Origin of the sequence: Psychrobacter sp. AOP30-A2-5, from assembly GCF_052378115.1 — a bacterium.
In the GTDB taxonomy this organism is placed as follows: Bacteria; Pseudomonadota; Gammaproteobacteria; order Pseudomonadales; family Moraxellaceae; genus Psychrobacter.
This window is the reverse complement of sequence record NZ_JBQSXK010000002.1, coordinates 64,464-89,809: the sequence shown is the minus strand read 5'-3', so window position 1 is coordinate 89,809 and position 25,346 is coordinate 64,464. Positions and strand designations below refer to the sequence as shown.

Here is a 25,346-nt window from a genome sequence, read left to right as displayed (position 1 = left end):
GATGATTATGACTCATAATCATGACAACTGCTAAATATAACGGCTTATTGCCAATGTGCTCATTTTTTTGTTTTCTACACTTTTAATTTTTAATGCTAAGGCTTCTCTTATGAAATTCGATTTACATTGTCACAGCACTTGCTCTGATGGTACTTATGCACCAACGGAAGTAGTGCAGCGCGCCCATGCGGCCGGCGTCAATGTATTGGCATTGACCGATCACGATACGCTGGCAGGAATTGATGAGGCGCGTGCGGCTGCCATTGCCTGCGATATGCAGCTGATTAATGGGGTCGAGATAAGCTGTGAGCACACACTTATTGGTGGGTATGGCAAAAATAAATCAACCAATAAAATCATCCATGTGCTAGGGCTAGATTTTACCGATCGCGAAAAAATGCATGCAACGCTGCAACAATTACAGGATAGCCGTGCCACGCGTGGTCAACGAATCACTGAAAAGCTCAGCGCGCTATTAGATATTAACTATGATGAGCTGTGGCAAGCCGTACTTGATAAAGCTGGCGGCAATCCACAAGCGGTCGGGCGCGCGCATATTGGTCAAGTATTGTTTGAGCGCGGTGAAGTCAAGACGGTACAAAAAGCCTTTGATAAGTATTTGGCAGACAATAAGCCTGCTTATGTGGCGATTGATGCACTGAGCATGGCTGACGGCATTGAGCTGATCCATGCTTGTGGTGGCAAGGCGGTGTTGGCGCATCCCACGCGTTATCAGCTTTCAGCAACACGAGTCCGTAAACTGATTGAAGAGTTTGCTGGTCTTGGTGGCGATGCTTGTGAGCTGCCGTCGAATAGCGAACCGGTTAGTACTCGCAGAATGGTCGATCGCAGTATCGCTGCCCACAATCTTGTCGCCTCGATCGGCAGTGACTTTCATGGTAGCAATATGCCGTGGCGTCGTTTGGGTGATGTACCGACAATGAACCCTGATCAGCAGGGAGTTTGGCAGTCTTTTGCAATGTTTTCTTAGACGAAAATTCATTGCTGAATACAGTTTTGAATGTTAACTCAGCTGAAACATCAATTGACAGGTTATCCAAAAAACATGCGTCATATATTGACGCATGAAGGCAGTAAATAGATTGATAACTGCGACAGAAATTGCCACACTAGATGAGTGGGATTTATTTAAAAATGAAATTTTCGGGGTTAACTCCCATTTAGTTTACAAAATGTAGTACCGACACTCGCATTCTTATCTACTTAAGTTTTTGGGAATGGTATAAGGTAAAAAGTCATATCATTTATTATTGTTGATTCAGGCTTTTGATTTTTATTTAATGGTTTTAATGTCAACTTAATAACTTTCAATATTTGCGGTAGCCCTACTATGGCTGTATCGATATCTCATCTAGGCTACACCAAGCTATCTCAAGCAATTTTTGAGTGGCAAGCTGCTGATAAAACATCATTACTGGCTTTATTTATGGTGATGGAGGTATCTTTACACTGGCTATGGTGTTTATTTGTTTGGTGGCGCCGTGATGTTTATGATACCTATGTCGATATAGCCCTGCTTTATCCACTATGGTTCGGCGTGACACTGGTAGCTTTGTTTTTATTATGGATGACCAGTCGTTTTTCACCTGTCAAAAAAGCCAATAGCAATTTGTATAAATGGCAAGGCATACTAATTACGGTCTATAGTGCCTATATTGCAATGGTTATTTTAGTTTTAGGACATAGTAGCTTGGTCGCGGGCGTCTCTTTAGTCGGCGGTGCGATACTAGGGATGATGCTTATACGTCGGCGCTATGTATGGAGAGCGTTTTTAGGGCACGCAGCCGTCATTCTAGCAGTCACATTCATTCCTTATCTTGGCGTTACTTTACCTAATCTGCGTCAAATGACGCTCACGGTCATTCCTCTTGATACCTATTATAGTTATATCAATTATAGTGAAATTACGACGATCGAAAACGCCATCTCTGCCTCTATTTTTCAAAATGGCACACTAAATTGGGACAGTGTTGATCAATTGCGCCGATCTTCCGCTTTTTTTTGGCGTTCTACGCATATTTATATGGCGCTACCAAAAGCTATTTTTATTATCTATATGTTTCGTACTTTGTTGCTAATATTGGATGACAGTAAAAAGGAAATTCTGCAGCATGCCAATCAAGATGAGCTAACCCAACTCAAAAGTCGCCGTTACGGGATGATGCAAATGAAGCAGGTGCTGAAGTCAGTAGAAGACCATCAAGATATTAGCGTTATTTTATTGGATTTGGATTGGTTTAAAGAGGTCAATGACAGTTACGGTCATGAGATCGGGGATCGAGTATTGGTGGAGGTCGCGCAGACGCTCTTGCAGTCTTTAACTGATGAAACAATCGTGAGTCGCTATGGCGGTGAGGAGTTTTTGATTGTATTGCCAGATACGAAGCACGACACAGCTATGATAATTGCTGAACAATTACGGCGTGTTATCGCCAAACACGTCATCATTCTCGATGACGATACAGCCTTTAGTGTGACTGCCAGCTTGGGGCTATATACACTGACCCATGGTGAGCGTAATTGTATAAAACAAGCCTGCGAAACTCTGAATAAAAGGGATGTCTCGCAGTCGCTTGCTAAACCCCAGAGAATCCCCTCGTATAGTAGCAAACGCGTGAATCGTAAAATTCCCACAGTGCAGCTACCTCATGATATTTGCCAGCGCTTAATTTGTATGGCAGATAAGGCTTTGTATGAAGCCAAAGGCCGTGGCCGTGATCAAGTGGTGAGTGCCAACGAGATGTTGGCAGCAAAAATAATAATATTGAGGCGCTCTATGGCACATAGCTAGCTGCCATAGTCGAAGGGTCGCATGCGCTTTAGTGTATTAATTGTTTTACTAAGCTTGCCAAAACACTGGTGGCAAAGCTACCGGTCGTTAACGTAAAGCTCAGCACCAATGTTTGTTCATTATCTTTATCCTGCCATTCCCAAGACAGCGCTTCAATGGGTAGGCGCAGCGCGCGTCGCTGTGCTTTTATATCGCGTTGCTCTAAGCCATTGGCTAAGCGAGCCAGTAGCAGATTTTGCTGAATCACATTTTTCTCAATATTTGCCGCCATGCCGCTGACTTTATCATTATCCTTGCCCCATAATGCAGCAGTGGGATGGATATCACCCGTCTCAAGGCGTGAACGCAACGTGTCGTCTATGGCTTCGCTAGTAAATATTGACCCTGAACCCTCTAAGTTAAACACTTCGCCTGCCAGCCCAGTATTCCAGCTGCCATCACGCACTCGTACCGCCAATATCTCATTAAAAATTAAGCTACGTGCGGCAGACAGCTCCATTGTATTCTGCTCACGTGGCGCGTGCTTGCGTTTGCTCTTTTTGGGTTGTGCTCGACTTTGTTGTGGTGGGCGCGCAAACAGCGATAATGCTTCTCTAATATTATTGCCATTACGTCCAAAACGCTGAGGGCCGAAATAATTGGGCACGCCAGCTATAGCGATGCTTGCTAAATGCTGTTCGACATCTTGCTTCGCCGACAATAATTGCTCAGGTGCTGGCAATGCTGTATCAAAATCAGCAAATTGGATATCACGCAAGGTGATGATGAATTGATTGGCGCGATGCGTGCCGCGATTGAGCTTTTTGTTGTGCCATTGCTGGTCGATGATCGTGACCGATTCATTGGCTCCGATATCGATTGGTGCAAACTCAGCAGCTGGCAGCTGTTTTTTTGGTATCCGTAAGCTGAACCACTGGGTTGTCAATGCATGGCGATCTTTAAGACCTGAATAACCAACATCACGCAGAGGAATCTCTGCCCACTCTGACAGCAGTTTGGCAAGATAAGCGGTATTCATCCCTGATTTTTGGATATGCAGCCATAAATGCTCACCTTCACCGGTGAATTCGAGCGGCAATAGCTCATTAACGATAAAGTCTGTTGCGTGGGCTTTATAGGTCGCTTGCTGTACAGGTGGTTGAAGAGGCTGCGGTAACTGCGCAGTATCCGTCGCGGCGGTAATATCGATACTTGCCATATCAAACTGCTCATTATCAAATTGATTGTTTTCGAGAGCGGATTGAGGGCTAGCATTAATATCGGTCATGTCATCACGATAAGTCATAAAGTCGTCTTTTATGTTGAGGATAAGATTTAAAAAGAATAGGTAAGCATAGGGATTAACAGTTAACGATTACGTTTTGCAACGCAGGAAACATACAAAAAAAACAGCGTGTGCGAAAATGTCTTGTTACTATCAATGGATAGCGTTTTAAAAAAGCATTTAAATAAACGTATCGAGAATGGTATTTTTCGTTGAATTTGGCTGATGTGATAGGGTTATTTTCAACACGTTTGATTCAGGGAACCATTATAACTGTTAAGGAAGACTTATGACCAATGCAACGATTCACACAGTGACTATTAATAAGGCCGATATTGCCAGTGGCGGTATGAAATCGTACAAGCAAGATGATGATAGTATCATTTTAATTACCCGCGACGACGATGAGTTTCGGGCGTTCGATGGCAAATGCCCGCACGCAGGCGCAGATTTAGGCACAGGCTTGCGCTGTGGCAATCGCGTGGTCTGTCCTTGGCATCATGCGACTTTTGATAGCCGCGATGGGACGCTATTAGAGCCAGTCGCGACAGCAGGCTTGATTCAATATGAAGTGACCGATAACGGCGACAGCTTGACGGTGAATACCTCAGCGAAGATAGACAAAAAGATTGCAAATGATAAGCTTATCGATACGCATACGCTCATCGTGGGTGGTGGCGCAGCAGGTTTTATGACAGCGCATCAGCTGCGTAACACTGGCTATGGTGGCAAAATTACCTTAATTAGTGCTGATGATAAAGCCCCTTATAACCGTCCATTATTGTCCAAAGCATTTTTAGCGGGCAATATGCCTGAAGAGAAGCTTCTACTAGGCGGTGCAGATTGGGCGAGCAAACACGATATTAATTTGCGCTTGAATCAAACTGTCAGCGAAGTATCGTCCAATGAACGTACCATTATCATTAAAGATAAAAATGGTCATAGTGACAGACAAACCGCTGATTTTTTAGTGATTGCAACAGGCGCTGAGCCAAAGATACCGCCTTTTAAAGGGGCTGAGCTTGATGGCGTTTATACGCTGCGCAGTATGGATGATGCCAAATTGATAAAAGCGGCCAGTAATGACCAGCGTGTGGTTATTATCGGTACTGGCTTTATCGGTATGGAGGTCGCTTCCGCATTGGCACAAGCAGGCACGACGGCTTCTATTACCGTCATCGGACAAGAGCATCGGGTAATGGGAAATATCGTCTCTGAAACCGTCAGTAATGCGCTGATCAAGCTGCATGAAGAAAATGGGATTCAATTTGTCTTTGATGCCAGGGTCAATGAAATCACTGAGGTCAAAAGGGTTGTTAATCCGTCTGAGAGTGAAGAAGAAAACCAAACCTTGTCACAAGTGGGCGGTGTCACGCTGGCGAACGGTGAGCAAGTTGATGCAGACATCGTGATTTTAGGGACTGGCGTAGCACCACGTATAGAATTGTTCGAGGGAGTAAACGCGCCAGATGGCGTGCAAGTGGATGAGCATTTACAGCTACGTGATGGAGTTTATGCCTTGGGTGATATTGCAAAAGCTTCTGGGCAAATGGGGCGCATGCGCATCGAACATTGGCGTGTGGCCTTGCAACATGGCTTAGTGACTGCGGCTGCGATACTAAATGATGATAGTGTCAGCTCGCTCGCCGCGCGCATCCCGTTCTTTTGGACGATGCAATATGGCAAGAGCTTACGCTATAGTGGTCATGCTGCGACACCCGATCATAATATCTTATTTGGTTCGCCAGATACGTTAGATTATATCGAATACTACTTTAATGATGATGGGGAAGACACACGTGCTAGTGCGGCTAGCACTTTAGGGCGTGATAAAGAATTGGTTGCCTTTTCTGAACTGCTCCGACGTGGTCATGCGCCAACGCGTGCACAGCTTCAGGCAGGATTTAATATTATCGACCAAGCACTGGCGTTATCGCCCTAGTACTCAAGATGGATACATATTACTATTAAGGCTGACCTATCGATTTGGGTCAGTTTTTTTAATATAAACAAGGAAAGGAAAAATTATAATATGAATAAAAACATTATAGATAAAAATAACTCGGAGAGAGAGTCCTTGTTTTTGCGACAAGCGCAAGCCGATGATATTGGTGCACTTGAGCAATTATTAAATCGCTGTTATCGCGAGACCGCAGGTTGGACCAATGAGGCGGATTTAATTGGCGGTATTCGAACCACGTCAGCCGAGCTCGCTGCCGTGATTAATGACCCTAATCACTATTACTTTGTCTATCCAAAAACGACAACGGGCGACCGTGATGGAGAGGAAATGGGTGAGATACTTGGTTGTATCGCGGTCGATATCAAAACCGATGCTGACTCAAATAACAAAGCCTACATCGGTATGTTTGCGGTAGATCCAGAGCTGCAGGGGCATGGCGTTGGTAACGTGATTTTGCAAGCAGCAGAAACCTTCGCTATTCGTCATTTATCGTCAGATGGGCAAGCAGCTGATAAAAAACCTGCGTGTTTGACAATGTCTATCTTGAGTCATCGCCCTGAGCTTTTGGCTTACTATCAGCGCCGCGGCTATCAGTTAAATGGCAATAAAATACCATTTCCAAATGACGGCAATAATGGCGAGCCAAAGCGTGAAGATTTAGAATTATTGGAGTTAGAAAAAATGGTTCATTGAAAAATCTTGAATGTTTAAAGGCTGATTTTATTAACCCCAAAAATGACCAAAGGTCATAAATAGCCCAACACTTAGCAGGATAAATGCCACGATAATTAAGCGCTTGAACCAGTTAAAAGCGGGAAAGCGCGTGGCATTATCATCAGACATCAGATAAGCAAACAAAAACAACAAACTTGCTGCCAAGGTCATAATTCCCAGACCAATCGGTAATATAAAAAAGTACACCTGCCACACAGTTATCTCGCAACGGTTTTGAATACCACATCATAGCAGTATCGTGAATGCACTGTCAGTATACACCGCACGTTAATTCCTTCATCTCATTAGATTATTAAAGCTATTCATCATAAATCTAACCTTGTATTATAAAATTAAGTTGGGTATTTAGAAGTAATTCTGTATAGTGAAGTAACATTATAGATACATTGAGATTGAGATGACTAATCTGAAAAAATTGGCAGTCATAGCATTACTAACACCGCTATTTGTCGCATGCTCTAATGCACCTTCTGAAAGCACAGTTGAAGCGTTAATCGAGGCACAATACGAGCAAGCCAATAGTATGATGGACGATGCGATGGCGAACGCAGGCAATGATGAGATGGCAAAGGCGATGAGCGGCATGATGGAGGGTATGATGCCAAAGCTTGAACGCGTCGAGAATATCAACTGTGATACTGTCGAGGGCGACAATACTTATATGTGTACCGCTGATATCACTCAGACAATCGCGAGGGAGAGCCGCACTAACAAGACCAATTTCAAGGTTTATCAAGTGAACGATGAATGGGTATTAGGTAATTAAAGCAGAGCTATGTTTTTTAAAGTTACTCATAACAAAATCATCAGAACTTTCAAATCACATTCACTTTATTCTTAGAGAGATAAAATGCTAAAAAAAATCGCTTTTCTAACGATTACATCAATACTATTTGCCGGTTGTGCTTCTGTACCCACTGAAAATATCGAAGTATCTAGCGTACTCAAGCAAGTGAAAGCACCTAGTGCCAACAATGCTGGTCTATATATTTATCGTAGCAATAGTGTGGTGGGTGGGGCTCTAAAGAAAGATGTGTGGGTAGATGATGAATGTATTGGTGAAACTGCACGAGGCACTTTTTTCTATCATGAAGTACTGGGCAATATGCAGCACAAAGTTTCTACCGAATCTGAATTTTCTCCTAACGATTTAATGATTGATACTACAGCGGGTAATAACTACTTTGTAAAGCAATATATTAAGCCAGGTTTAATTGTTGGTGGTGCGGGTGTTAAACTGGTACCTGAAAGTGAAGGCAGGGAAGCAATCGCTGACCTCAAACTCGGTATAAAAGGGACTTGTAGCAAGTAGTACAAGTCATTATCTATAAAGAAAGGCTACCTCATTAAAGGTAGCCTTTCTACTAATTTAGCCCAGTCTTTCTATCAAACTAACGCATTGTCACAAACTCTTCTGAGCCAGTTGGATGAATGGCAACCGTATTGTCAAAGTCCGCTTTAGTCGCGCCCATTTTGATGGCGACGGCAAAGCCCTGAATCATCTCATCAACACCAAAGCCAAGACCGTGTAGACCAATGACTTTTTCCTCATCGCCCAAGCACACCAGTTTCATCATGCATTTCTGACGATGCTGGGTCACCGCGCTATACATCGAGGTAAATGTTGAGTTATAGCATTTGATATTGTCCTTGCCATAGCGCTCAACCGCGTCGATTTCAGACAAGCCAATCGTACCAATAGCAGGATGGGTAAAGATAACAGTCGGTATTAACGTATAGTCCAAATGCTCATTAGGCTTGTTGTTAAACAAGCGCTCTGAAAGACGACGACCTGCTGCAATAGCCACTGGCGTCAAATCCACACTGTTTTCGATAATATCGCCGACCGCATAGATGTTCTTAACATTGGTGTTCTGGAATTTATCGACTTTGATTTTGCCAATTTCGTTCGTTTCCACACCCGTCACTTGCAGGTTGATATTGTCTGTCGATGGCGCACGACCAATCGCCCAAATCAAACAATCTGTCGTGTCTAGGCTGCCATTTTCGGTACACAAAGTCAGGCTGCCATCTTCGTTTTTATTGACTTCCGTGAGCGTAGTATTGGTATGCAATTGAATACCGTCTTGCTCCATCTCTATGAGCAATGCCTCTACTACACTGTGGTCAAATGAGCGCAGCGGCGAGTGCTGGCGTACGTACAGATGCACCTCAGCGCCTAAACTGTTCAACACGCCTGCGATTTCAACAGCGATATATCCAGCTCCCACAATTGCCACGCGTTTTGGCAAATGATTCAACGCAAAAAAGCCGTCAGAATCGATGCCGTATTCTGCGCCCTTGATATCAGGCTGAATCGGGTGACCGCCTGTGGCAATCAAAATATGGTCAGCGGTAATCAGCTCACCATTCACTTCTACGGTATTGGTATCGACAAATTTGGCAAAGCCTTTGATCACTTCTACGCCATTTTTGGCCAAGTTATTGTCATAAGAGCGGTGAATATTTTCGATATATTGTTGACGGCTCTGTACCAGTTTTTGGAAGTCAAAACCTTTTAATTCAACATCAAAGCCATAATCTGGCGCATACTTTTCGATGGCTTCAGCGATTTGCGCGCCATACCACATCACTTTTTTGGGAACGCAGCCCAAATTCACACAAGTGCCGCCCAGTTGATTGGCTTCGATAATGGCGCATTTTTTGCCATAGCTCGCCGCACGGTTGATGGAAGCAATGCCACCGCTGCCGCCGCCAATGGCAATATAATCATAATGTTTTGTCATGGTTAAGTCTCTTTATTCAGGACGTATTGATGCGTATTGGTACAATTTTGCCGTCTGTTATTTTTTAATTCTGTTGTTTTGAACTCTATTGTAATGGGTATCATTATTAATCTTACAAGGTTTTGCTTATGAGGATGTACCAGCTAGCATCAGAATATAAAAGCATTTAGGCAAAAATAGCCTGACATCTAATAATCCTATCTAAAACCATTTAAACCTAACTGGACTCATCTAAATTTACTTAAACAATGGCACGTCGTCTATAAAATAATAGTCCCGGAATAGACAAACCCAGTACCAATCCTGAGGTCACAAACAACGCTTCAAACAAATACACCATCATTTGGCTAAATAATTCGTCGGAAAAGCCAAAATAGCCAATCTGTACCATACTGACCATCGCCTTATAAGCAGCGATACCGGGCATCATACAGATGACGCTTGGAGAGATTAACGCTTTGGGCGGTAAGGTATATTTTTTAGAAAAATACACGCCTAAAAAGCTGGCAAGCATCGCCCCAAAAAAGCTAGCTACCACCAGATGGATGTGCTGATAGACAAGCGCTGTTTTTAGCCCGAACCCAAAGGCGGTCATGAGCAAACAAGGTAGAATATAGCGTTTGGGTACGCTAAACATCAGCGTCCAACCGAGGGTAATAATACATGACAGCACCACAGTCTCAATGAACCACATCTCAAAACCCCCAATGCTGTATGCGAAGTAAAACCAGCGCCATCACGATACCAACGCACGCGGATAAGGTGAGCATATAAGTAAACACCGCACGCCCAACGCCAATATTGACATAGCCTTTTAAGATATCTGAGAAAGAATTGATCAAAGGAAAGCTGGGCACCAGTAGCAACACGCTAGAGGCAACCGCAATATCGGCATTATTACCAATATCAAAATAGTAGGTCGTCGCTCCAATTAAAGAAGCAATAAAAGCGGTCACAATGACGGTGATAAAGGGATTAAAGTGATGCTTGGACAGATAAATACGGGTGAACATCGCTACCATACCCGCAATAAATGTCACCGCGGTAATCGACCAACTGCCACCATTCAGATACGCAAACGCTGCGCAAGACGCACCAACAAATATGCCCACCAGCCACGTTGGGTATACGGTCTTATCTAACTCATCAAAGGCAAGGGTAGTGCGGTCAATCAAATCGGTACTGTCTACGGTGGCTTCGGTTTTATTGATAATTTGCTGGATTTGTACCAATAAATTGACATTGATACTTTGATTGATCGTGTCTCTGGTGGTGGTGATACAGCGCTCGTCACAGATGGTCGTCAGGGTGATGGCGTTAAAGTTCAGCGAACATTCGACGCTGTTCATCCCCAAAGCAAGCCCCAAGCGTTTGGACAAGTCCACCACCACGGCAGACTCAGCGCCATACTGCATGAGGAGTAAGCCGCAGCGCACGCATAATCTAGTAATGCGCTGCTGCTTGACGTAGCTGATAGAGGTCATGGGTGAGATACGCAGGTTGGTTGGTATTGATACGCTATTATAAAGGGTCTGGGAGCTGACGCGCAGACATATTATCGGACATTATGTTTGATGCTACTATAAAGTATAAACTTTTTGGCAAAGAGAAAATAGAACGTACGGTAGATGCGCGAGTGATAAATGTGATACAAGCGTTTATTTAGGTGGAATCTATTTCAGGATGCTCTCTGAGCAGCGATTCTAATTAAAGGAATAAAGTTGTAGGCGTCAAATGGAGGCTGGGGCTTTTCATATCAAACAAATAATATCAAACAAATAATAGATTGCAAAATTAATAGACTTTTGTTTTCTATAGTGATAATCTCTTTCTCGATAATCTAGACACATTACTTACATGATAATTACATATAAATTGCATTTTAGTTACGTTATCAATTATATGTCGCTCTCAATTAATGTGTTGCAAGACATGAATTTCGATAGTGGAATGTTAAGTCTATCAATTCATTGCCTTTAGCTCAGTTATTTAACTCAATTGCATCTCTCAACCAGGACGTCTAATGACCAGTTTTCATAACATAAAAAATGCTCTATTGCTGACTACTATCACTACTTTAGCAGGGTGTACTACGGTCGCCGATATGGCAGGGTACGATACCAATAGCATGAATGCCGATGCGGCTAAAAGTTACTCTCAAGTGGTCTCTAAAGCCAGTAGTCAAGGCGCGGTAGATAATACTTCTGCTACCGCCATTCGAGTTAAAAACGTCTTTAATCGTATGAAGCCCTACGCCGTTCGCGCTAATACAACAGGCGTTCCTTTTGATTGGCAGGTCACGGTTATACGTTCACCTGAATTAAACGCTTGGGCAATGCCGGGTGGTAAGATGGCTTTTTATACCGGTATTGTAGAAAAGCTACAGTTAACAGATGCAGAGATCGCTGCGATCATGGGACACGAAATGACCCATGCGCTATCTGAGCACAGTAAAAAAGATGCTGGGCAAAAAATTCTGACAGGCTTAGCGCTGCAGTTAGGTGGTGCCGAACTACAGTCAAGAACAGGGTTAAGTGATGATGCGTTGGGTTTGATTAGTGACTACGGACTTGATAAGCCATTTTCTCGTAGTCAAGAGTCACAAGCCGATGCGGGTGGTTTACGCTTGATGGCGCAGGCAGGCTACAATCCAGAAGCTGCCGTTGCAGTATGGCAAAAAATGGAGGCTGCCAATGGTCGTAGCAATACCATAGCTACTTTAATGTCTACGCATCCAAACTCTGGGCAGCGTATCGCTAAAATTCAGGCACTCTTACCTGAGGTTACGCCAGTTTATCAAGCGGCTGCTAAAGCACCTGCTAACGCAACTAGTGGGGCAACGACTGGAGTAACTACTAGAACCATTAAACGTAAATAATTCAGTAACTATTCTCAAAAGTGAATGTTATCAAAAAAGGTAAGTCAAAAGACTTGCCTTTTTTTTCAGAAAAATGTTGAAAATTGGTTGGTTTAAATTTTATCTTACGTCTTGGTGTTGGGTGTCAAGTAGGTTAGCGGCGAGGTACGAGATCTAACAACTAAGTATTGGAGCCAATCCCGCTTTCCGCTCATATCTTGGTTGCCCACTAGAGCGGTGACTAATAGCCAGTAGTGTTCCTGTTGCTTCGATACCATTCCTAGCTAAGTCACCGCAATCCAGTGGTCAACCAAGGATAACCGCTACAATCAGGGCTAAACCGCGCCTCAAGGCGACTATTTAGCGTTGCAGATAGTTAATTCTCTTATTGTGTGTTGAAAACTTCATTCAACATAAGGATTAAGCTAAGTTTTCTGTCAAATTCTTAGTGTCATCTAACCACATTTTTATGGAAGGCTCACTGTTCGGGTTTTGTTTAATCTTTTCTTGAAGTAATTCTAGTATCCATGATCTGACGTCTTCTCTCTTACCTTCAATATCATTCAAACTTGGATGAAGTAATATTGAATGAATAAATAATTTACGATTCCCTAAAAATATATCGATATTTGCCCAAATTATTTCTCTCAAAATATTTTTATCAGTTAGCTTGAGTATTTCTCTATCATTACTATTCCAAGCTCTACGATTATGTTTATGAAAATCTAAAAATATCGATGATATAGTATTAGAGCTAATATTTCCGTATTTATAATTTTCTATCTTGTCAACGGTGAAATTGTAAAATCTATCATTTTCTTTTCTACCAAAAGAGTAAAAATCACCAATAGAGATTCGTGTCTGATGATAGTTGATACTATTCTCTATATGTCGTTTTATGTGTGTTTCTAACTGACTGGCTAAGTCCTTTCTATTACATGCCTCAAGAATATCACAGTAAAAACTCAAGTTATTAAGTTGTGCTCTTCCTATCTTAGCGCAGGCAATATAGTACAGGCGTTCTGAAAAGTTAGATTTTATTTCTAAGCTATGAAATTCACTCAAAATTTCAGAGTTTAATCTGTCAATTACTAAGGTTTCTTCAGTAATCTTATCTTTTGCTATGAGATCGTTAATGACTTCTTTGTCAAAATCTAACTCTGTAATCCACGATACAATAATTTCTCCCCAATCTGAAATTTCAAAATAATTGTAAAACGGATGAATAACATCATTAATCTTACTAAATTTCACTATGTCATCCGGAATTTCATTTTGCTCTTTATAAGCGTTTTGTTTGTTGTAGCCTCTAAAATCGCTAATATTTTTAGAGGTAAAGCTATCAGCAAAAAATTTGAAGTCAACATCACTACCTAGCGCGGATGGCATATCATATGCCATCCGTATTATTAGAATGAATCTTAATATTTGCTCTTTACTTAATTGTGATAATGAAGGATAAGCCTCATCAAAAAGTTTGAAGGACTTATTAACCCGTTGATAGAACCGTAAATTCTTTATCCCAATAATTTTATAAAATTGCTCATATATTTTGAATAATCTATTATCGACGATATTCTTTATAATAGATAATGAATCATCTAGAACTAGCAATTCATCAAAAACCTTTTCTTTGTGCTTGTCAAAATAGTCTTTATCTTCTGATTGCTCATTGTGTAATATCATGACAACTTGGCACTTACGCTCATTTCTAAGATAATTAACTAGACCCATTATTTCTGACATCGGCAAGCTATTAGACTTTCTTTCTATATCATCTAAACAAATTAGCGTGTCCTTGAGATGTGACATAATTATATTAGTAATGAGCTTGTTACTAATGTTAATGCCAAAGCCCATATCTCCTGATGCACTAATATTTCCACCACCTGCAAAGCCTAATAATTTTTTAAAATGCTTTGAGACATCAATGTTTAAAGGTGAGTCATCAGAGGCACCTGTTTGTATTTCAGTTGCAATTGCCAATTTGAGACTTTCTAACGAATCTAATCCAAATAAAGAGATATAAGCATATTTTTTACCAGAAAAGACTTCTCTTTTTTTATCGCGAAAGTTTTTCCATAAGTGCGTTTTACCAACTCCCCACTCACCAGTTAATGCAATAGCCCAAGGTTTTTTAGTATCGACAAGCTCTAAAAATCGTTTCTCAAGATTTTCTACATTTGCCATTGTTTATTGCCTTACATATGTTCTTAAATTAACGATTATATTAACACCAAAATAAAAATCCTACCCAACAAAAAAGGCCACTCCCTAAAGAGTGGCCTTTCATCAATGATCATCTAACAAATACCAGTTATTAGTGACGACCTTGGCCTGCAGGCTTCTCAAACCCTTTTGCACTCATGCATGAATCTATTTTCTTCATATCATTTTTACTTGGACGACTGTCTTTATTCATTTTTACGCCAACTCGTTGAGCACAATCATTCATGGCTTGTTTCATGTCTGCTGACATCGCAGGTCTTTGATGGTTGCGATCGTTTGAGCCATTTGATGTGCCGTTTGACGCACAGGCACTAATGCCAACAGTAGATGCTAAGACAATGAACAGTAATTTTTTCATAAGAAGTCCTTAAGAGTTTTAGGGATAGGATAGGGGTTAGGTGTGTCAATGTGTAAGTGCTATTGCTTGCTACCCAGTTTTTAACCAGATATTTCTATATCGTATGCGTCTACGCATCATATCTAACTATTTAAATATTAATACAATCAACGTTTAAGTATCTTTAATAAAGATTAAGAAAGGTAACGCAACGAGCTATATATATCTTGATACCTTAATCAAGATATATAGTGTGCAGATTGGACAAAGCCTTATATTAGCCAATAAAAAAGGCCACCCTATAAAGAGTAGCCTTTTATCAATTATTCACTAACTTGTATTAGCTGACTTCTTTCATCGCTTGCTTAAGCATCGGTTTCAAAAACTCGCCAGTGTAAGAGCCTTTGACTTCCGCCACTTCTTCAGGCGTACCTTCAGCGATAATCATGCCGCCACCTTTACCACCTTCAGGACCTAGATCAATCACCCAATCCGCCGTTTTGATGACGTCAAGATTGTGCTCGATGACCACGATGGTATTACCTTTATCGCGTAGGGCATGTAGGATATTGAGCAGCTTATCGATATCATGGAAATGCAAACCAGTGGTCGGCTCATCCAAGATATAGAGCGTCTGTCCCGTATCACGCTTGGCCAGCTCACGCGCCAATTTGACCCGTTGCGCTTCACCACCTGATAGTGTCGGCGCGGACTGACCCAAGCGGATATAACTAAGACCAACATCCATTAACGCTTGCAGACGACGATAAATCGCTGGAATCGCTGAGAAGAATTCAGTGGCATCTTCTACGGTCATATCGAGCACATCAGCGATGTTTTTACCTTTATACAGAATCTCTAACGTCTCGCGGTTATAGCGCTTGCCTTCACAGGTATCACAGGGAACATACATATCTGGTAAGAAATGCATCTCAACTTTGATGAGACCATCACCTTGGCACATCTCACAGCGTCCGCCTTTTACGTTGAAGCTAAAGCGACCCGGTTTGTAACCACGGGCACGCGCTTCTTGCGTTTGTGCAAACATCTCACGTACTGGGGTAAATACACCGGTATACGTCGCTGGATTTGAGCGCGGCGTACGACCAATCGGGCTTTGATCGATATCGACCATTTTATCCAAATGCTCAAGACCACTAATACTCTCATGTTTATCAGCGATAAGCGTTGAGGCATTGTTTAACTGGGTTGCTGCTAATGGCATTAAGGTACGGTTGATCAAAGTTGATTTGCCCGAACCTGAAACACCCGTCACACAAGTCATAATACCAATGGGAATGGTCAAATTAACGTCATGTAAGTTATTGCCTGATGCACCTTTTAGCTCAATCGTCATCGGGACTTTTTGCGCTTTTGCCTTACCTTTGACTTCCATATCGATCGTTTTGGCTTTATGACGAATGACTGGAATCTCGATTCTCTTCTTACCAGACATATATTGTCCAGTCAGCGATTCTTTGTTTGCCATAATGTCATCGACCGTACCCTGAGCGATAATATGACCGCCATGGACACCTGCACCAATACCGATATCGATGACGTGATCCGCTTGGCGAATCGCATCTTCATCATGTTCAACGACCAGTACGGTATTACCCAAATCACGTAAGCGCGTTAGAGTTTTTAGCAGACGATCATTGTCGCGCTGATGTAGACCAATCGATGGCTCATCAAGTACATACATCACGCCCATCAGACCAGCGCCAATTTGGCTAGCCAGACGAATACGCTGCGCCTCACCACCTGATAGGGTTTCGGCAGAGCGGGCGAGTGATAGATAATCAAGTCCAACGCTGACGAGGAAATTTAAACGCTCATTAATCTCTTTAAAGATTTTTTCTGCAACTTCACCTTTATGACCGCCAATTTTTAGCGTTTTATAATAGTCAGCCGCGTCACCGATGGAGAGTTTAACGATTTGAGCAATCGTTTGATCGTCTACTCGCACGTTACGTGAGATCTCATTCAAACGCGCACCATCGCAGACATTACAAGTGGTATCAGCTAAGTATTTCGCCAGCTCATCACGCACAAGGTTACTTTGGGTTTTGGCATAACGGCGCTCTAAATAAGGCAGCACTCCTTCAAACGGCACGGTCTTATTGGTCTTACGACCGCGCTCATCAGTAAAGTTAAAGGTGAGCTTCTCTTTACCAGAGCCTTGCATGATGAGGTCTTGCTGTTCTTTTGGCAAATCTTGCCACGGTGCATCCATGTCAATTTTGAAATGATTACAAACGGTAGAGAGCAAACCAAAGTAGTAGGCATGACGCTTATCCCAACCATTGATCGCGCCTTGGTTGAGCGATTTTTCATGATGGGTAATGAGTTTTTCAGCCGAAAAATACTGACGTTTACCAAGACCGTCACAGCTTGGGCATGCGCCGTATGGATTGTTAAAACTGAACATACGCGGTTCAAGCTCAGGTACGGCACGATCACAGACAGGGCAAGAGTGCTTAGCTGACATGACTTGATTGTCATCGCCGCCTTCTTTTGGATTACCATCCATAAAGTGTAGTGTCACCAAACCTTGACCCAAGCGTAGCGCAGTCTCCAAACTTTCAGCGACGCGGTTACCTAAGTCGTCACGGACTTTAAAGCGATCAACGACGACTTCAATGGTATGCTTTTTCTTCTTATCTAGGGTTGGTAGCTCATCGGTATCGTAAACATCGCCGTCGACACGTACGCGCACAAAGCCTTGACCAATTAGTTGCTCAAGTAAGACCGTATGCTCGCCTTTACGCTCACGAATCACTGGAGCTAAGATCATGATTTTGGTGTCATCTGGCAACGCCATGACTTGATCGACCATCTCAGTTACTGATTGCGCGACCATTGGTTCACCATGCTCTGGGCAAAAGGGCGTACCAATGCGCGCATAGAGCAGACGCAAATAGTCATAAATCTCAGTAATCGTCCCGACGGTAGAGCGCGGGTTATGGTTGGTTGATTTTTGCTCGATAGCAATCGCTGGCGACAAGCCTTCGATACTATCGACGTCAGGTTTCTCCATTTGTGAGAGGAATTGACGCGCATACGCCGATAAGCTTTCGACATAACGACGTTGCCCTTCGGCATACAGCGTATCGAATGCCAATGACGATTTACCAGAGCCTGATAAACCCGTAATGACCACAAACTTATCTCGTGGAATGTCTAAATCGATATTTTTTAGATTATGAGTGCGTGCGCCGCGAACCTTAATATACTCGTGTGCCATCGGTGTTAGGTTTCCTATTTGCTAAAAGGGGGTTGAAAATATCTCAAATTAAAAGGTAAATATGAATCAATTAAATGGTCGGTTAAAAACGTGGATATTCTGTAAATTTATAATGTTGTTATAAATAGTTTTATTATTAAAGATTTTGTTATAAATAATATTTTTATACAGTGTTCATACGTTGATGAAGTGAGAGCTATAGATGCCTAATTTACTGTTTTAATTTTTATAATTGCTGAGCAGTATGCTGCTTGGCGTTCATTTTGCTGTTTTCTTATTCTACAGCCTTTGAGGTGATTGGTTTTCGTATGACTAAGCAAATCTAAATCAAATCAATGTTAAGTAGTAGTCATCTTTTGTCATGGTTTTGACCAACATGTCATTTTATAGAGGAGTTTGTCATCTAAGCGATCGCTCTAGCTGACGAGTAATAATGTTTATGACGCCTTACTTTATTGTCATGGCGACCGCATTATTCAAGGTGTGATTGCGCATCCGATGCAGTTGGTAACAAAATAATCGCGTAATATGAATGGCTTGGGTTGAATAGGTATAGGAGGCTGCACCAATAAGACAAAAGTCTCGGCAACCAAACGTTGAATGTCTTATACTAGGGAGCTTAATTGGTAGGCTCAAACCTTGATAGAGTAGAAGTGATCATTCAGTAGTACTAGCTAGTGATAAAACAGCAATGACGAATCAGTGAGGCAAGTATGAATAGCGTAGAAAAACGGGCAATCCTCGGGGTCGGTGGTATATTTGCTTTGCGGATGATTGGTCTGTTTATGATTGTTCCTGTGTTTTCTGTATATGGTGACAATTATGCGCACGCGACGCCATTTTTGATTGGTTTGGCGGTCGGTATTTATGGTCTAGGGCAGGCGATATTTCAGATACCCATGAGTTTGGCTGCTGACAAGTTCCCGCGTAAGCCGATTATATTTTTAGGTCTTATCTTATTTGCTCTCGGCGGTATCATTGCGGCAAATGCGACGGATATCTACGAAGTTATCATTGGTCGGGCGCTGGCAGGTAGTGGCGCGGTTTCTGCGGTATTGATGGCGTTATTGGCTGATGTAACGCGCGAAGAAATGCGTACCAAAGCGATGGCGACGATGGGCTTGACCATTGCGACTTCTATCATGCTCGCTTTTGCCTTTGGTCCGTTATTGGTTGGCTCGCTGGGTATCTCTGGTTTATTTTGGTTGACCTCAGGCTTTGCTGTTTTGGCGATGCTATTACTGTTGTTTGTGCCGACACCGCTACGAGTGCTTAAACACAATTTAGACAATAAATCGATTGGTCAACAATTAGCGACCGTCCTCAAAATCGGCGATTTAAACCGTTTACATATCGGTATCTTTGCTCTGCATCTAACCATGACGGCGATATTTGTGATATTGCCGCATCAGCTTAATGAGGTGATGGGTTTATCGGTACGTCAGCAAGGCTTGGTTTATTTGCCGCTGTTATTTATTGGTTTTGCCGTCGCCATTCCTTTTATTATCATTGCCGAAAAGAAACGCAAAATGCGCCAAGTATTCTTAGGCGCGATTGCGCTGATGACCGCTGCTTTAGCGATATTGGCTATTGGCAGTCAGGTTGGTGTTGGTATTATATTAGGTCTGCTGCTGTACTTTATGGGCTTTAACTTGCTTGAGGCAACGATTCCTTCATGGATATCTAAGCGCGCCCCAGTCGCCAATAAAGCAACAGCGATGGGGCTAAATTCATCGAGCCAGTTCTTTGGCGCGTTTGTCGGTGGAGCAATGGGTGGTTTGTTATTAAGTCAGCCGAATTTGCTGGCGTGGGGTATTTTAGCCGTCATTATGGGCGTGGCGCTACTCATTATCATTCCGATTGCACAGCCACCTTATTTATCGAGTACTACTGTGACCATCCCTAAAAACATTAATATCCAAGACTGGTCACGGCAAATGCTAGCGGTAGATGGCGTGGATGAGCTGGTCGTGATGGCAAAAGAGCAAGTGGCTTATTTAAAGTTGGACAAAACACAATTGACAGATGACTCGCGGATGCAGCTATCGAGTTTGGCACAGAGTCCACTAGATATTTAGCAAAGGGTATGGACAACGTACTTAGGCGAGTAGAGATAAGGCTGAGTAGGCAAAAACTGAGTAGACAACGACTAGATAGACAGCCATTATTAATAAGTGAACGCTAAATCTTTATCTCTATTTAAAAGGAATTAATATGAGTAAGTTTAAAGTGCTGTCGCACGGTGTTGCGCTTCGAGCAGTGGCTAAATTTTCGATAGGTCTTGGTCTATCAGCCACGTTACTACTCTCAGGTTGCGCCACACAAAATATCCAAGCCTATCAGAACAGCACGCCTACGCTCGATATGCATGAGTTCTTCTCAGGTCAAATCGATGGTTGGGGCATGTTTCAAGGTCGCAATGGCGAGGTTAAAAAACGCTTTTACGTCGATATTGATGCCACTCACGAAGGCGATAATGTCATCGTTTTAGATGAGAAGTTCGCATGGGCAGATGGGTCAAAATCACAGCGTATATGGCGATTGACCAAACAAGCTGATGGTAGCTGGAAAGGAACAGCAGGCGATGTCATTGGCGAGGCAACAGGGAAAGTGGTTGGCAATACCTTGCATTGGAATTACTTGTTAGAGCTACCCGTTGAGGATAAAACCTACAAAGTGAATTTTGATGACTGGATGTATCTGGTTGATAAAAACGTCATGCTCAATCGCTCAGTCATGAAAAAATTTGGCGTAGAGCTGGGTAGCGTCACTTTGAGCATGCATCGCAATAATGAGAGCAATGATTCTAAATAAGTTTATAAAGGACAGAGTGAGTTGATAAGTCAGTAACTGGTAATAGTATTAATTCGCTTAATAAAATGGCAAAATAGCAATATTATGGTTTTTTAAACCCAGAAATTATAATATATATCTAAACGACATAGATTGTCGTCTTTAATAGATAGCTTGTAGATATTCCAATAAAAATTGATTACAGTAAAATCATTAATGAATGCGCTTAGCTGCACAGTCATTAAAGCGATTCATAAAATTATTCATAAGTAAAAGGACGGTATCATGCGCGGAGTTAATAAAGTTATCATCATCGGTAACCTTGGAGCAGACCCTGAGGCACGTCAATTTAATAACGGCGGTAGCGTGACCAATATCTCGGTTGCAACGTCAGAGCAGTGGACCGACAAGCAAAGTGGCGAAAAAAGAGAAGCGACGGAATGGCATCGTATTTCTCTATTTAATCGTTTGGGTGAAATTGCCGCGCAGTATTTGCGTAAAGGCAGTAAAGTTTATATCGAAGGCAGTTTGCGTACCCGTAAATATCAAGATCCCAATGGTCAAGACCGTTATATTACTGAGATTCGTGCTGAGCAAATGCAAATGCTAGATGGTGCGACTGGTGGTCAAAGTGATAATAGCTTTGGCGGTCAAAATCAGGGTCAAGGTGGTGGCTATGGCAATCAAGGTGGTCAAAGCAATCAAAACAACTTTGGTCAGCAAGCAAACAATCAGCCAGCACAGCAAGGCGGTTACAACCAGTCAGCTGCTCAAGGTGGTCAAAACAGCTTTAACAATCAAAGCGCACCTGCTCAGCAGAATCAGTTCAATCAACCTGCGCAAAAGCCTGCACAGTCAAAGCCAACAGCAATGCCTGACGGTCCTGTCGATGATGATATTCCGTTTTAGGATATACCTTAGAGTTATCTGTTAAGAATAATCTATAGAAGACCCTGCAATTGCAGGGTTTTTTTATGGCTAGGGATAAATGACTTAAAAAAATAGATTTTCTATAGTGCGCATAAAGGTCGTATGAGAGTGAGCGCGTTAAGAAAGATAGACTTTGTCAATTGCTATATTATCTCGCTAAAAAAGTAAAACGTTTGTTTGTTTTTAAAGTTGCGCCTTGATGGTTATTTTAAAGAATAGAAAGTTAATTATTGGTTGGTAAACGATTTAGTAAGAAGATAAAACGGATAAATATTAGCCTGCCTTATTGAGTTTATCGATTTTTTTATTCTTATTATTTTATCAAATTTTATATTGAAATCTATGAAAACTACCTTTCATATCCTATATAGACCGTCTGTTCTATTGGATTTAATTAATGCTAACGGTTCATTAAATGGGTTGATATAATCCACTCGAATCAATAATTCAAACAATATTAAATGTGGGGCTTTGATTTAAAGTAATTTTTATTAACCAATAAAAAGTCAAAATTTGACTGTTCAATAGTCGAAATAATAAAAATTCATCTGGTCGACCGCTTACGATAGGGTTGGTTCAATGTGAAAGGTTAAAGCTGTCACGCTTTTATAATCAATTGACTATAAAAGTGCCCACCTTACTGCTAGTGCTGAGTACAAAGAATGAAAGATGGTGATGTGTTTCAAAAAACTAATTTGGGCAGAGAAGAGATTAAATCTCAGAGTCTCGGCATATTGCCGCGTGAAGCGAGAACATTGCTTATTATGATCGATGGCAAACGCACGTATCAAAGCTATCTTGATACGCTTGATCGTAGCAAAATGTTTGCCGATTTTGGCGGTGTTGCACCACTATTTGAGTTGCTGTTAGGGCTTGAGTGCATAGAGATAGTGGGCGCTGATAATGCTGCCTCCCAAACATTCACTGCGCCGCAAGCATCGACGGCTTATCAGTCTCAAGCATCGTCGTCTGAAAGAAATATTGAGACAGAGTTTGATCGCACCTTTAATGATAAAGGTCTCAATAAAATGGCAGCATTAGGCAAGAAATCAATCAGTAGTATTTTCAAGGCTAGGTTGTCTGGTGCGAGCTACGAAACGATAAAGTCAGAGTTGGCCAACTATATTGAAAAAAACGCCCCACCAGTAGAAGCTTGGGGTTATTTGTTGAGTTTAGAACAATGCGGGGATAGCTCGCAATTATTGAGCTTGGTCAAAAAAATACAGAGCACCAGTAGCAGTAATTTATCACGCGGCATGAATGATTTTATCAAAAAAATTCAACGTTAATATATACGCGACTTATGTTATAAAAAAATGACTTATACCACAAATACTCGGTTATAAAAGACAGTAGCTGGGTGGTGATAGGTGAAAAATTTAGCAAACTAATTGGAGTGTTTTGTGGAATCAGCTGAGCTTTCAGAATTAAATCGCCTAAAAATGCATCATGGCGAGCATATTATTCTGCGTTTAACTTATATTAGCCGTTACAACACTGACAATCCTCAAGGTGAAGTAACGCGCATCCTGACACAGGCTCAGCAAAACAATGAGCGTAATGGTATTACGGGTGCTTTGGTGTTCAATCACAATTATTTTTTGCAAAGTATTGAAGGAGCGAGACCCGTTATCAATGAATTGCTCAGAAAACTGGTTAAAGATGATCGGCATCATGCCTTACAAGTCATCGAATGCCGTGAAGTAGAGCTGCGCCATTGGAGTAAATGGTCAATGAAGTATTTGATTCCGAGCGATGAAAACAAAGGACTTGCGCTCAAATTTTCAACAGGTACTCAGTTTAATCCTTATTTGATGAACACCAATCAAATCATGATGTTGATTGAGACGTTATCAGATCTTCAAGAGCAAGAAGCCGTGAGCGCCGCCAAAAAGAAGAAACCATGGTTTTCTATTGGCTAATTGACTGACGTTTATAAACGCTAAGAACCATCACACCCATGACATTTTACAAGAGATAAGATATGACATCAGCAATGGAAGATGCACACATTTTGATGAGTATGACATACGCTAGCCGTGCCAACCCAGATGTATCGGCCAACGACTTCAACGAAATCTTGCAGCAAGCACAAGTAAATAATGCCGTCAATGGCATCACTGGTATGCTGACGTTTAATAAAGATTATTTTTTGCAAACTATTGAAGGGCCAAGAGCACAGATCAATCGTCTGTTATATAGTTTAATTGCTGATCCGCGTCATCATGACTTACAAGTTATTGAAACACGTGAGTTAAAGCATAGAGCATGGTCTATGAATTATGCTTCTCCGACTGAAAAAAATGTGGCGATTTATTTAAAATATTCGACAACGATTGATTTTAATCCCTATTTATTGAGCGCCGAAGCAGCCTATAATTTGATGAATGAGCTTAGTGATCAGCATGATTAATCAATGGCATTTTTGACTAATCGGTAGGTATATATGGAAACAATCGGTTGCTATTTTTTATAGATTTATGTTTGCTGAGTTATTCGTTTAACCGTTTTTAGGACATTGTTTATAGAGACTGATTTTATCTTAAAATTAATAACTGTTTACGAATAACTATTAAATAAATAGTGGTTTTTCATTTACCCGATTTTACTATTCACTGACCTTTGCTATAGTAGATATAATAATCTACTGTTGTGATAGCAAGGTTTTTTGTTTATATTATCTATGCCCTTAGGTATTGTGGCTAACAATATTTTATTTGGTTGAAAAAATATCGATTTGTGACATTCATCGTTGTATTTAATGATGAATACGTCATTCTTAGTTCTTAATAGTGAATAATATCTATTAAGGTTATATTTTTTATCTTACAGTTGGATTTATTATGAGCAAAAATACCGCCATTGATTTAGAAAACCTGAACGTTGATGAGCTACGTGCCATCACTGAAAATGCTCAGCAGCTTATTGCCAAAAAACAACATCAGCGTTTGTATGACGCTTATATGCAGTTTGAGAAAATTGCAGAAGACAGCAATGCCTCTATCGAAGAGATTCTAAAAGCTGGTGAAACGCTAGAGAAAAAACGCAGCATCAAGTATCGCAATACTGACAATAACGAAGAAACGTGGACTGGCCGTGGTCGCAAGCCAACGTGGTTGGTTGAAGCGCTAGCAGCAGGTCGTAGTATCGAAGATTTTGCAATCTAATAGTGTGGTGGCTAACAAGATGATGTCGGTTTAGATTTAGCAAGGTGCAATTTTTACTAAAGGCTATCTAAAATAAGCGCTTGTTTAAATAAGTCCTGTTTTAAAAAAGTGCTATGTTACATCTACTCTGATCATCGTGCTTGTTTCTCATGATTTGTGTGTAATTATAGTGTTTGATCGTGATAGTCCTTTCGTCTTAGAAGCTGATAAAAGCCAGTATCTTTATTGCCATTATGTTGGTAAAAAGATACTGGCTTTTTTTCTG

Annotated in this window: 22 protein-coding genes; 14 read left to right on the top strand and 8 right to left on the bottom strand. The window is 41.5% G+C overall.

Annotated elements, in window-relative coordinates; all coding sequences use genetic code 11:
- Nucleotides 1-109: 109 nt before the first annotated feature.
- On the top strand, nucleotides 110-991 hold the full coding sequence (locus ACT3S4_RS02725; protein WP_201581953.1) for a PHP domain-containing protein: 882 nt from the start codon (nucleotides 110-112) through the stop codon (nucleotides 989-991).
- Nucleotides 992-1,351: 360 nt separating this feature from the next.
- Nucleotides 1,352-2,812 carry a diguanylate cyclase gene (locus ACT3S4_RS02720; protein ID WP_444760396.1) on the top strand — a complete coding sequence of 487 codons (1,461 nt, stop codon included), beginning with the start codon at nucleotides 1,352-1,354 and terminating at the stop codon, nucleotides 2,810-2,812.
- A gap of 28 nt (nucleotides 2,813-2,840) precedes the next feature.
- Here ACT3S4_RS02720 and truD read toward each other — a convergent pair whose 3' ends face one another.
- Nucleotides 2,841-4,010 carry a tRNA pseudouridine(13) synthase TruD gene (truD, locus tag ACT3S4_RS02715; protein WP_444760468.1) on the bottom strand — a complete coding sequence of 390 codons (1,170 nt, stop codon included), beginning with the start codon at nucleotides 4,008-4,010 and terminating at the stop codon, nucleotides 2,841-2,843.
- Nucleotides 4,011-4,365: 355 nt separating this feature from the next.
- Between truD and ACT3S4_RS02710 the strand changes: the two genes are divergently transcribed.
- Nucleotides 4,366-6,018, top strand: coding sequence for an FAD-dependent oxidoreductase (locus tag ACT3S4_RS02710; RefSeq protein WP_444760395.1), 1,653 nt, complete (start codon nucleotides 4,366-4,368; stop codon nucleotides 6,016-6,018).
- 90 nt (nucleotides 6,019-6,108) lie between these two features.
- Nucleotides 6,109-6,732 carry a GNAT family N-acetyltransferase gene (locus ACT3S4_RS02705; protein WP_444760394.1) on the top strand — a complete coding sequence of 208 codons (624 nt, stop codon included), beginning with the start codon at nucleotides 6,109-6,111 and terminating at the stop codon, nucleotides 6,730-6,732.
- Between the two features lie 30 nt (nucleotides 6,733-6,762).
- Here the strand turns inward: ACT3S4_RS02705 and ACT3S4_RS02700 are convergent, their stop codons facing one another.
- Entirely contained in the window at nucleotides 6,763-6,924 is a 162-nt protein-coding gene (locus ACT3S4_RS02700; RefSeq protein WP_444760393.1) for a hypothetical protein, read from the bottom strand.
- Nucleotides 6,925-7,171: 247 nt separating this feature from the next.
- On the opposite strand from ACT3S4_RS02700, the gene ACT3S4_RS02695 reads away from it, so the two are divergent.
- Nucleotides 7,172-7,540 (top strand): hypothetical protein, encoded by a 369-nt coding sequence (locus ACT3S4_RS02695; protein WP_444760392.1) that lies wholly within the window; start codon nucleotides 7,172-7,174, stop codon nucleotides 7,538-7,540.
- A gap of 84 nt (nucleotides 7,541-7,624) precedes the next feature.
- Entirely contained in the window at nucleotides 7,625-8,086 is a 462-nt protein-coding gene (locus ACT3S4_RS02690; protein WP_060491730.1) for a DUF2846 domain-containing protein, read from the top strand.
- Nucleotides 8,087-8,165: 79 nt separating this feature from the next.
- Here the strand turns inward: ACT3S4_RS02690 and gorA are convergent, their stop codons facing one another.
- From gorA to ACT3S4_RS02675, 3 genes are all read right to left on the bottom strand, one after another.
- The gene (gene gorA / locus ACT3S4_RS02685) at nucleotides 8,166-9,521 is read right to left on the bottom strand and encodes a glutathione-disulfide reductase (RefSeq protein ID WP_444760391.1); all 1,356 of its coding nucleotides are present in this window, start codon (nucleotides 9,519-9,521) and stop codon (nucleotides 8,166-8,168) included.
- Nucleotides 9,522-9,762: 241 nt separating this feature from the next.
- Nucleotides 9,763-10,215 (bottom strand): threonine/serine exporter family protein, encoded by a 453-nt coding sequence (locus ACT3S4_RS02680; RefSeq protein ID WP_068037441.1) that lies wholly within the window; start codon nucleotides 10,213-10,215, stop codon nucleotides 9,763-9,765.
- Nucleotide 10,216: 1 nt separating this feature from the next.
- Entirely contained in the window at nucleotides 10,217-11,005 is a 789-nt protein-coding gene (locus tag ACT3S4_RS02675; RefSeq protein ID WP_045444295.1) for a threonine/serine exporter family protein, read from the bottom strand.
- Between the two features lie 557 nt (nucleotides 11,006-11,562).
- Between ACT3S4_RS02675 and ACT3S4_RS02670 the strand changes: the two genes are divergently transcribed.
- Nucleotides 11,563-12,399 (top strand): M48 family metallopeptidase, encoded by an 837-nt coding sequence (locus ACT3S4_RS02670; protein ID WP_444760467.1) that lies wholly within the window; start codon nucleotides 11,563-11,565, stop codon nucleotides 12,397-12,399.
- A 399-nt stretch (nucleotides 12,400-12,798) separates the two neighbouring features.
- Here ACT3S4_RS02670 and ACT3S4_RS02665 read toward each other — a convergent pair whose 3' ends face one another.
- The 3 genes from ACT3S4_RS02665 to uvrA all read right to left on the bottom strand — a co-directional run bounded on the left by ACT3S4_RS02665 (nucleotide 12,799) and on the right by uvrA (nucleotide 18,191).
- Nucleotides 12,799-14,568, bottom strand: a complete 1,770-nt coding sequence (locus tag ACT3S4_RS02665) for a P-loop NTPase fold protein (RefSeq protein ID WP_444760390.1) — start codon at nucleotides 14,566-14,568, stop codon at nucleotides 12,799-12,801.
- A gap of 130 nt (nucleotides 14,569-14,698) precedes the next feature.
- Entirely contained in the window at nucleotides 14,699-14,965 is a 267-nt protein-coding gene (locus ACT3S4_RS02660; RefSeq protein ID WP_045444304.1) for a hypothetical protein, read from the bottom strand.
- 319 nt (nucleotides 14,966-15,284) lie between these two features.
- The gene (gene uvrA, locus ACT3S4_RS02655) at nucleotides 15,285-18,191 is read right to left on the bottom strand and encodes an excinuclease ABC subunit UvrA (protein ID WP_444760389.1); all 2,907 of its coding nucleotides are present in this window, start codon (nucleotides 18,189-18,191) and stop codon (nucleotides 15,285-15,287) included.
- Between the two features lie 713 nt (nucleotides 18,192-18,904).
- Between uvrA and ACT3S4_RS02650 the strand changes: the two genes are divergently transcribed.
- From ACT3S4_RS02650 to ACT3S4_RS02620, 7 genes are all read left to right on the top strand, one after another.
- Nucleotides 18,905-20,269: an MFS transporter gene (locus ACT3S4_RS02650; protein ID WP_444760388.1), complete on the top strand. Its 1,365-nt coding sequence runs from the start codon at nucleotides 18,905-18,907 to the stop codon at nucleotides 20,267-20,269.
- A gap of 136 nt (nucleotides 20,270-20,405) precedes the next feature.
- The gene (locus tag ACT3S4_RS02645; RefSeq protein ID WP_444760387.1) at nucleotides 20,406-21,005 is read left to right on the top strand and encodes a DUF3833 domain-containing protein; all 600 of its coding nucleotides are present in this window, start codon (nucleotides 20,406-20,408) and stop codon (nucleotides 21,003-21,005) included.
- A 264-nt stretch (nucleotides 21,006-21,269) separates the two neighbouring features.
- Nucleotides 21,270-21,893 carry a single-stranded DNA-binding protein gene (gene ssb / locus ACT3S4_RS02640; RefSeq protein WP_238048566.1) on the top strand — a complete coding sequence of 208 codons (624 nt, stop codon included), beginning with the start codon at nucleotides 21,270-21,272 and terminating at the stop codon, nucleotides 21,891-21,893.
- A gap of 698 nt (nucleotides 21,894-22,591) precedes the next feature.
- Nucleotides 22,592-23,203, top strand: coding sequence for a hypothetical protein (locus ACT3S4_RS02635; RefSeq protein ID WP_444760386.1), 612 nt, complete (start codon nucleotides 22,592-22,594; stop codon nucleotides 23,201-23,203).
- Between the two features lie 114 nt (nucleotides 23,204-23,317).
- Nucleotides 23,318-23,836, top strand: a complete 519-nt coding sequence (locus ACT3S4_RS02630) for a BLUF domain-containing protein (RefSeq protein ID WP_444760385.1) — start codon at nucleotides 23,318-23,320, stop codon at nucleotides 23,834-23,836.
- A gap of 62 nt (nucleotides 23,837-23,898) precedes the next feature.
- Nucleotides 23,899-24,327, top strand: a complete 429-nt coding sequence (locus ACT3S4_RS02625) for a BLUF domain-containing protein (protein ID WP_444760384.1) — start codon at nucleotides 23,899-23,901, stop codon at nucleotides 24,325-24,327.
- A gap of 430 nt (nucleotides 24,328-24,757) precedes the next feature.
- Nucleotides 24,758-25,081, top strand: a complete 324-nt coding sequence (locus ACT3S4_RS02620; protein WP_045453321.1) for an H-NS histone family protein — start codon at nucleotides 24,758-24,760, stop codon at nucleotides 25,079-25,081.
- Nucleotides 25,082-25,346: the final 265 nt, after the last annotated feature.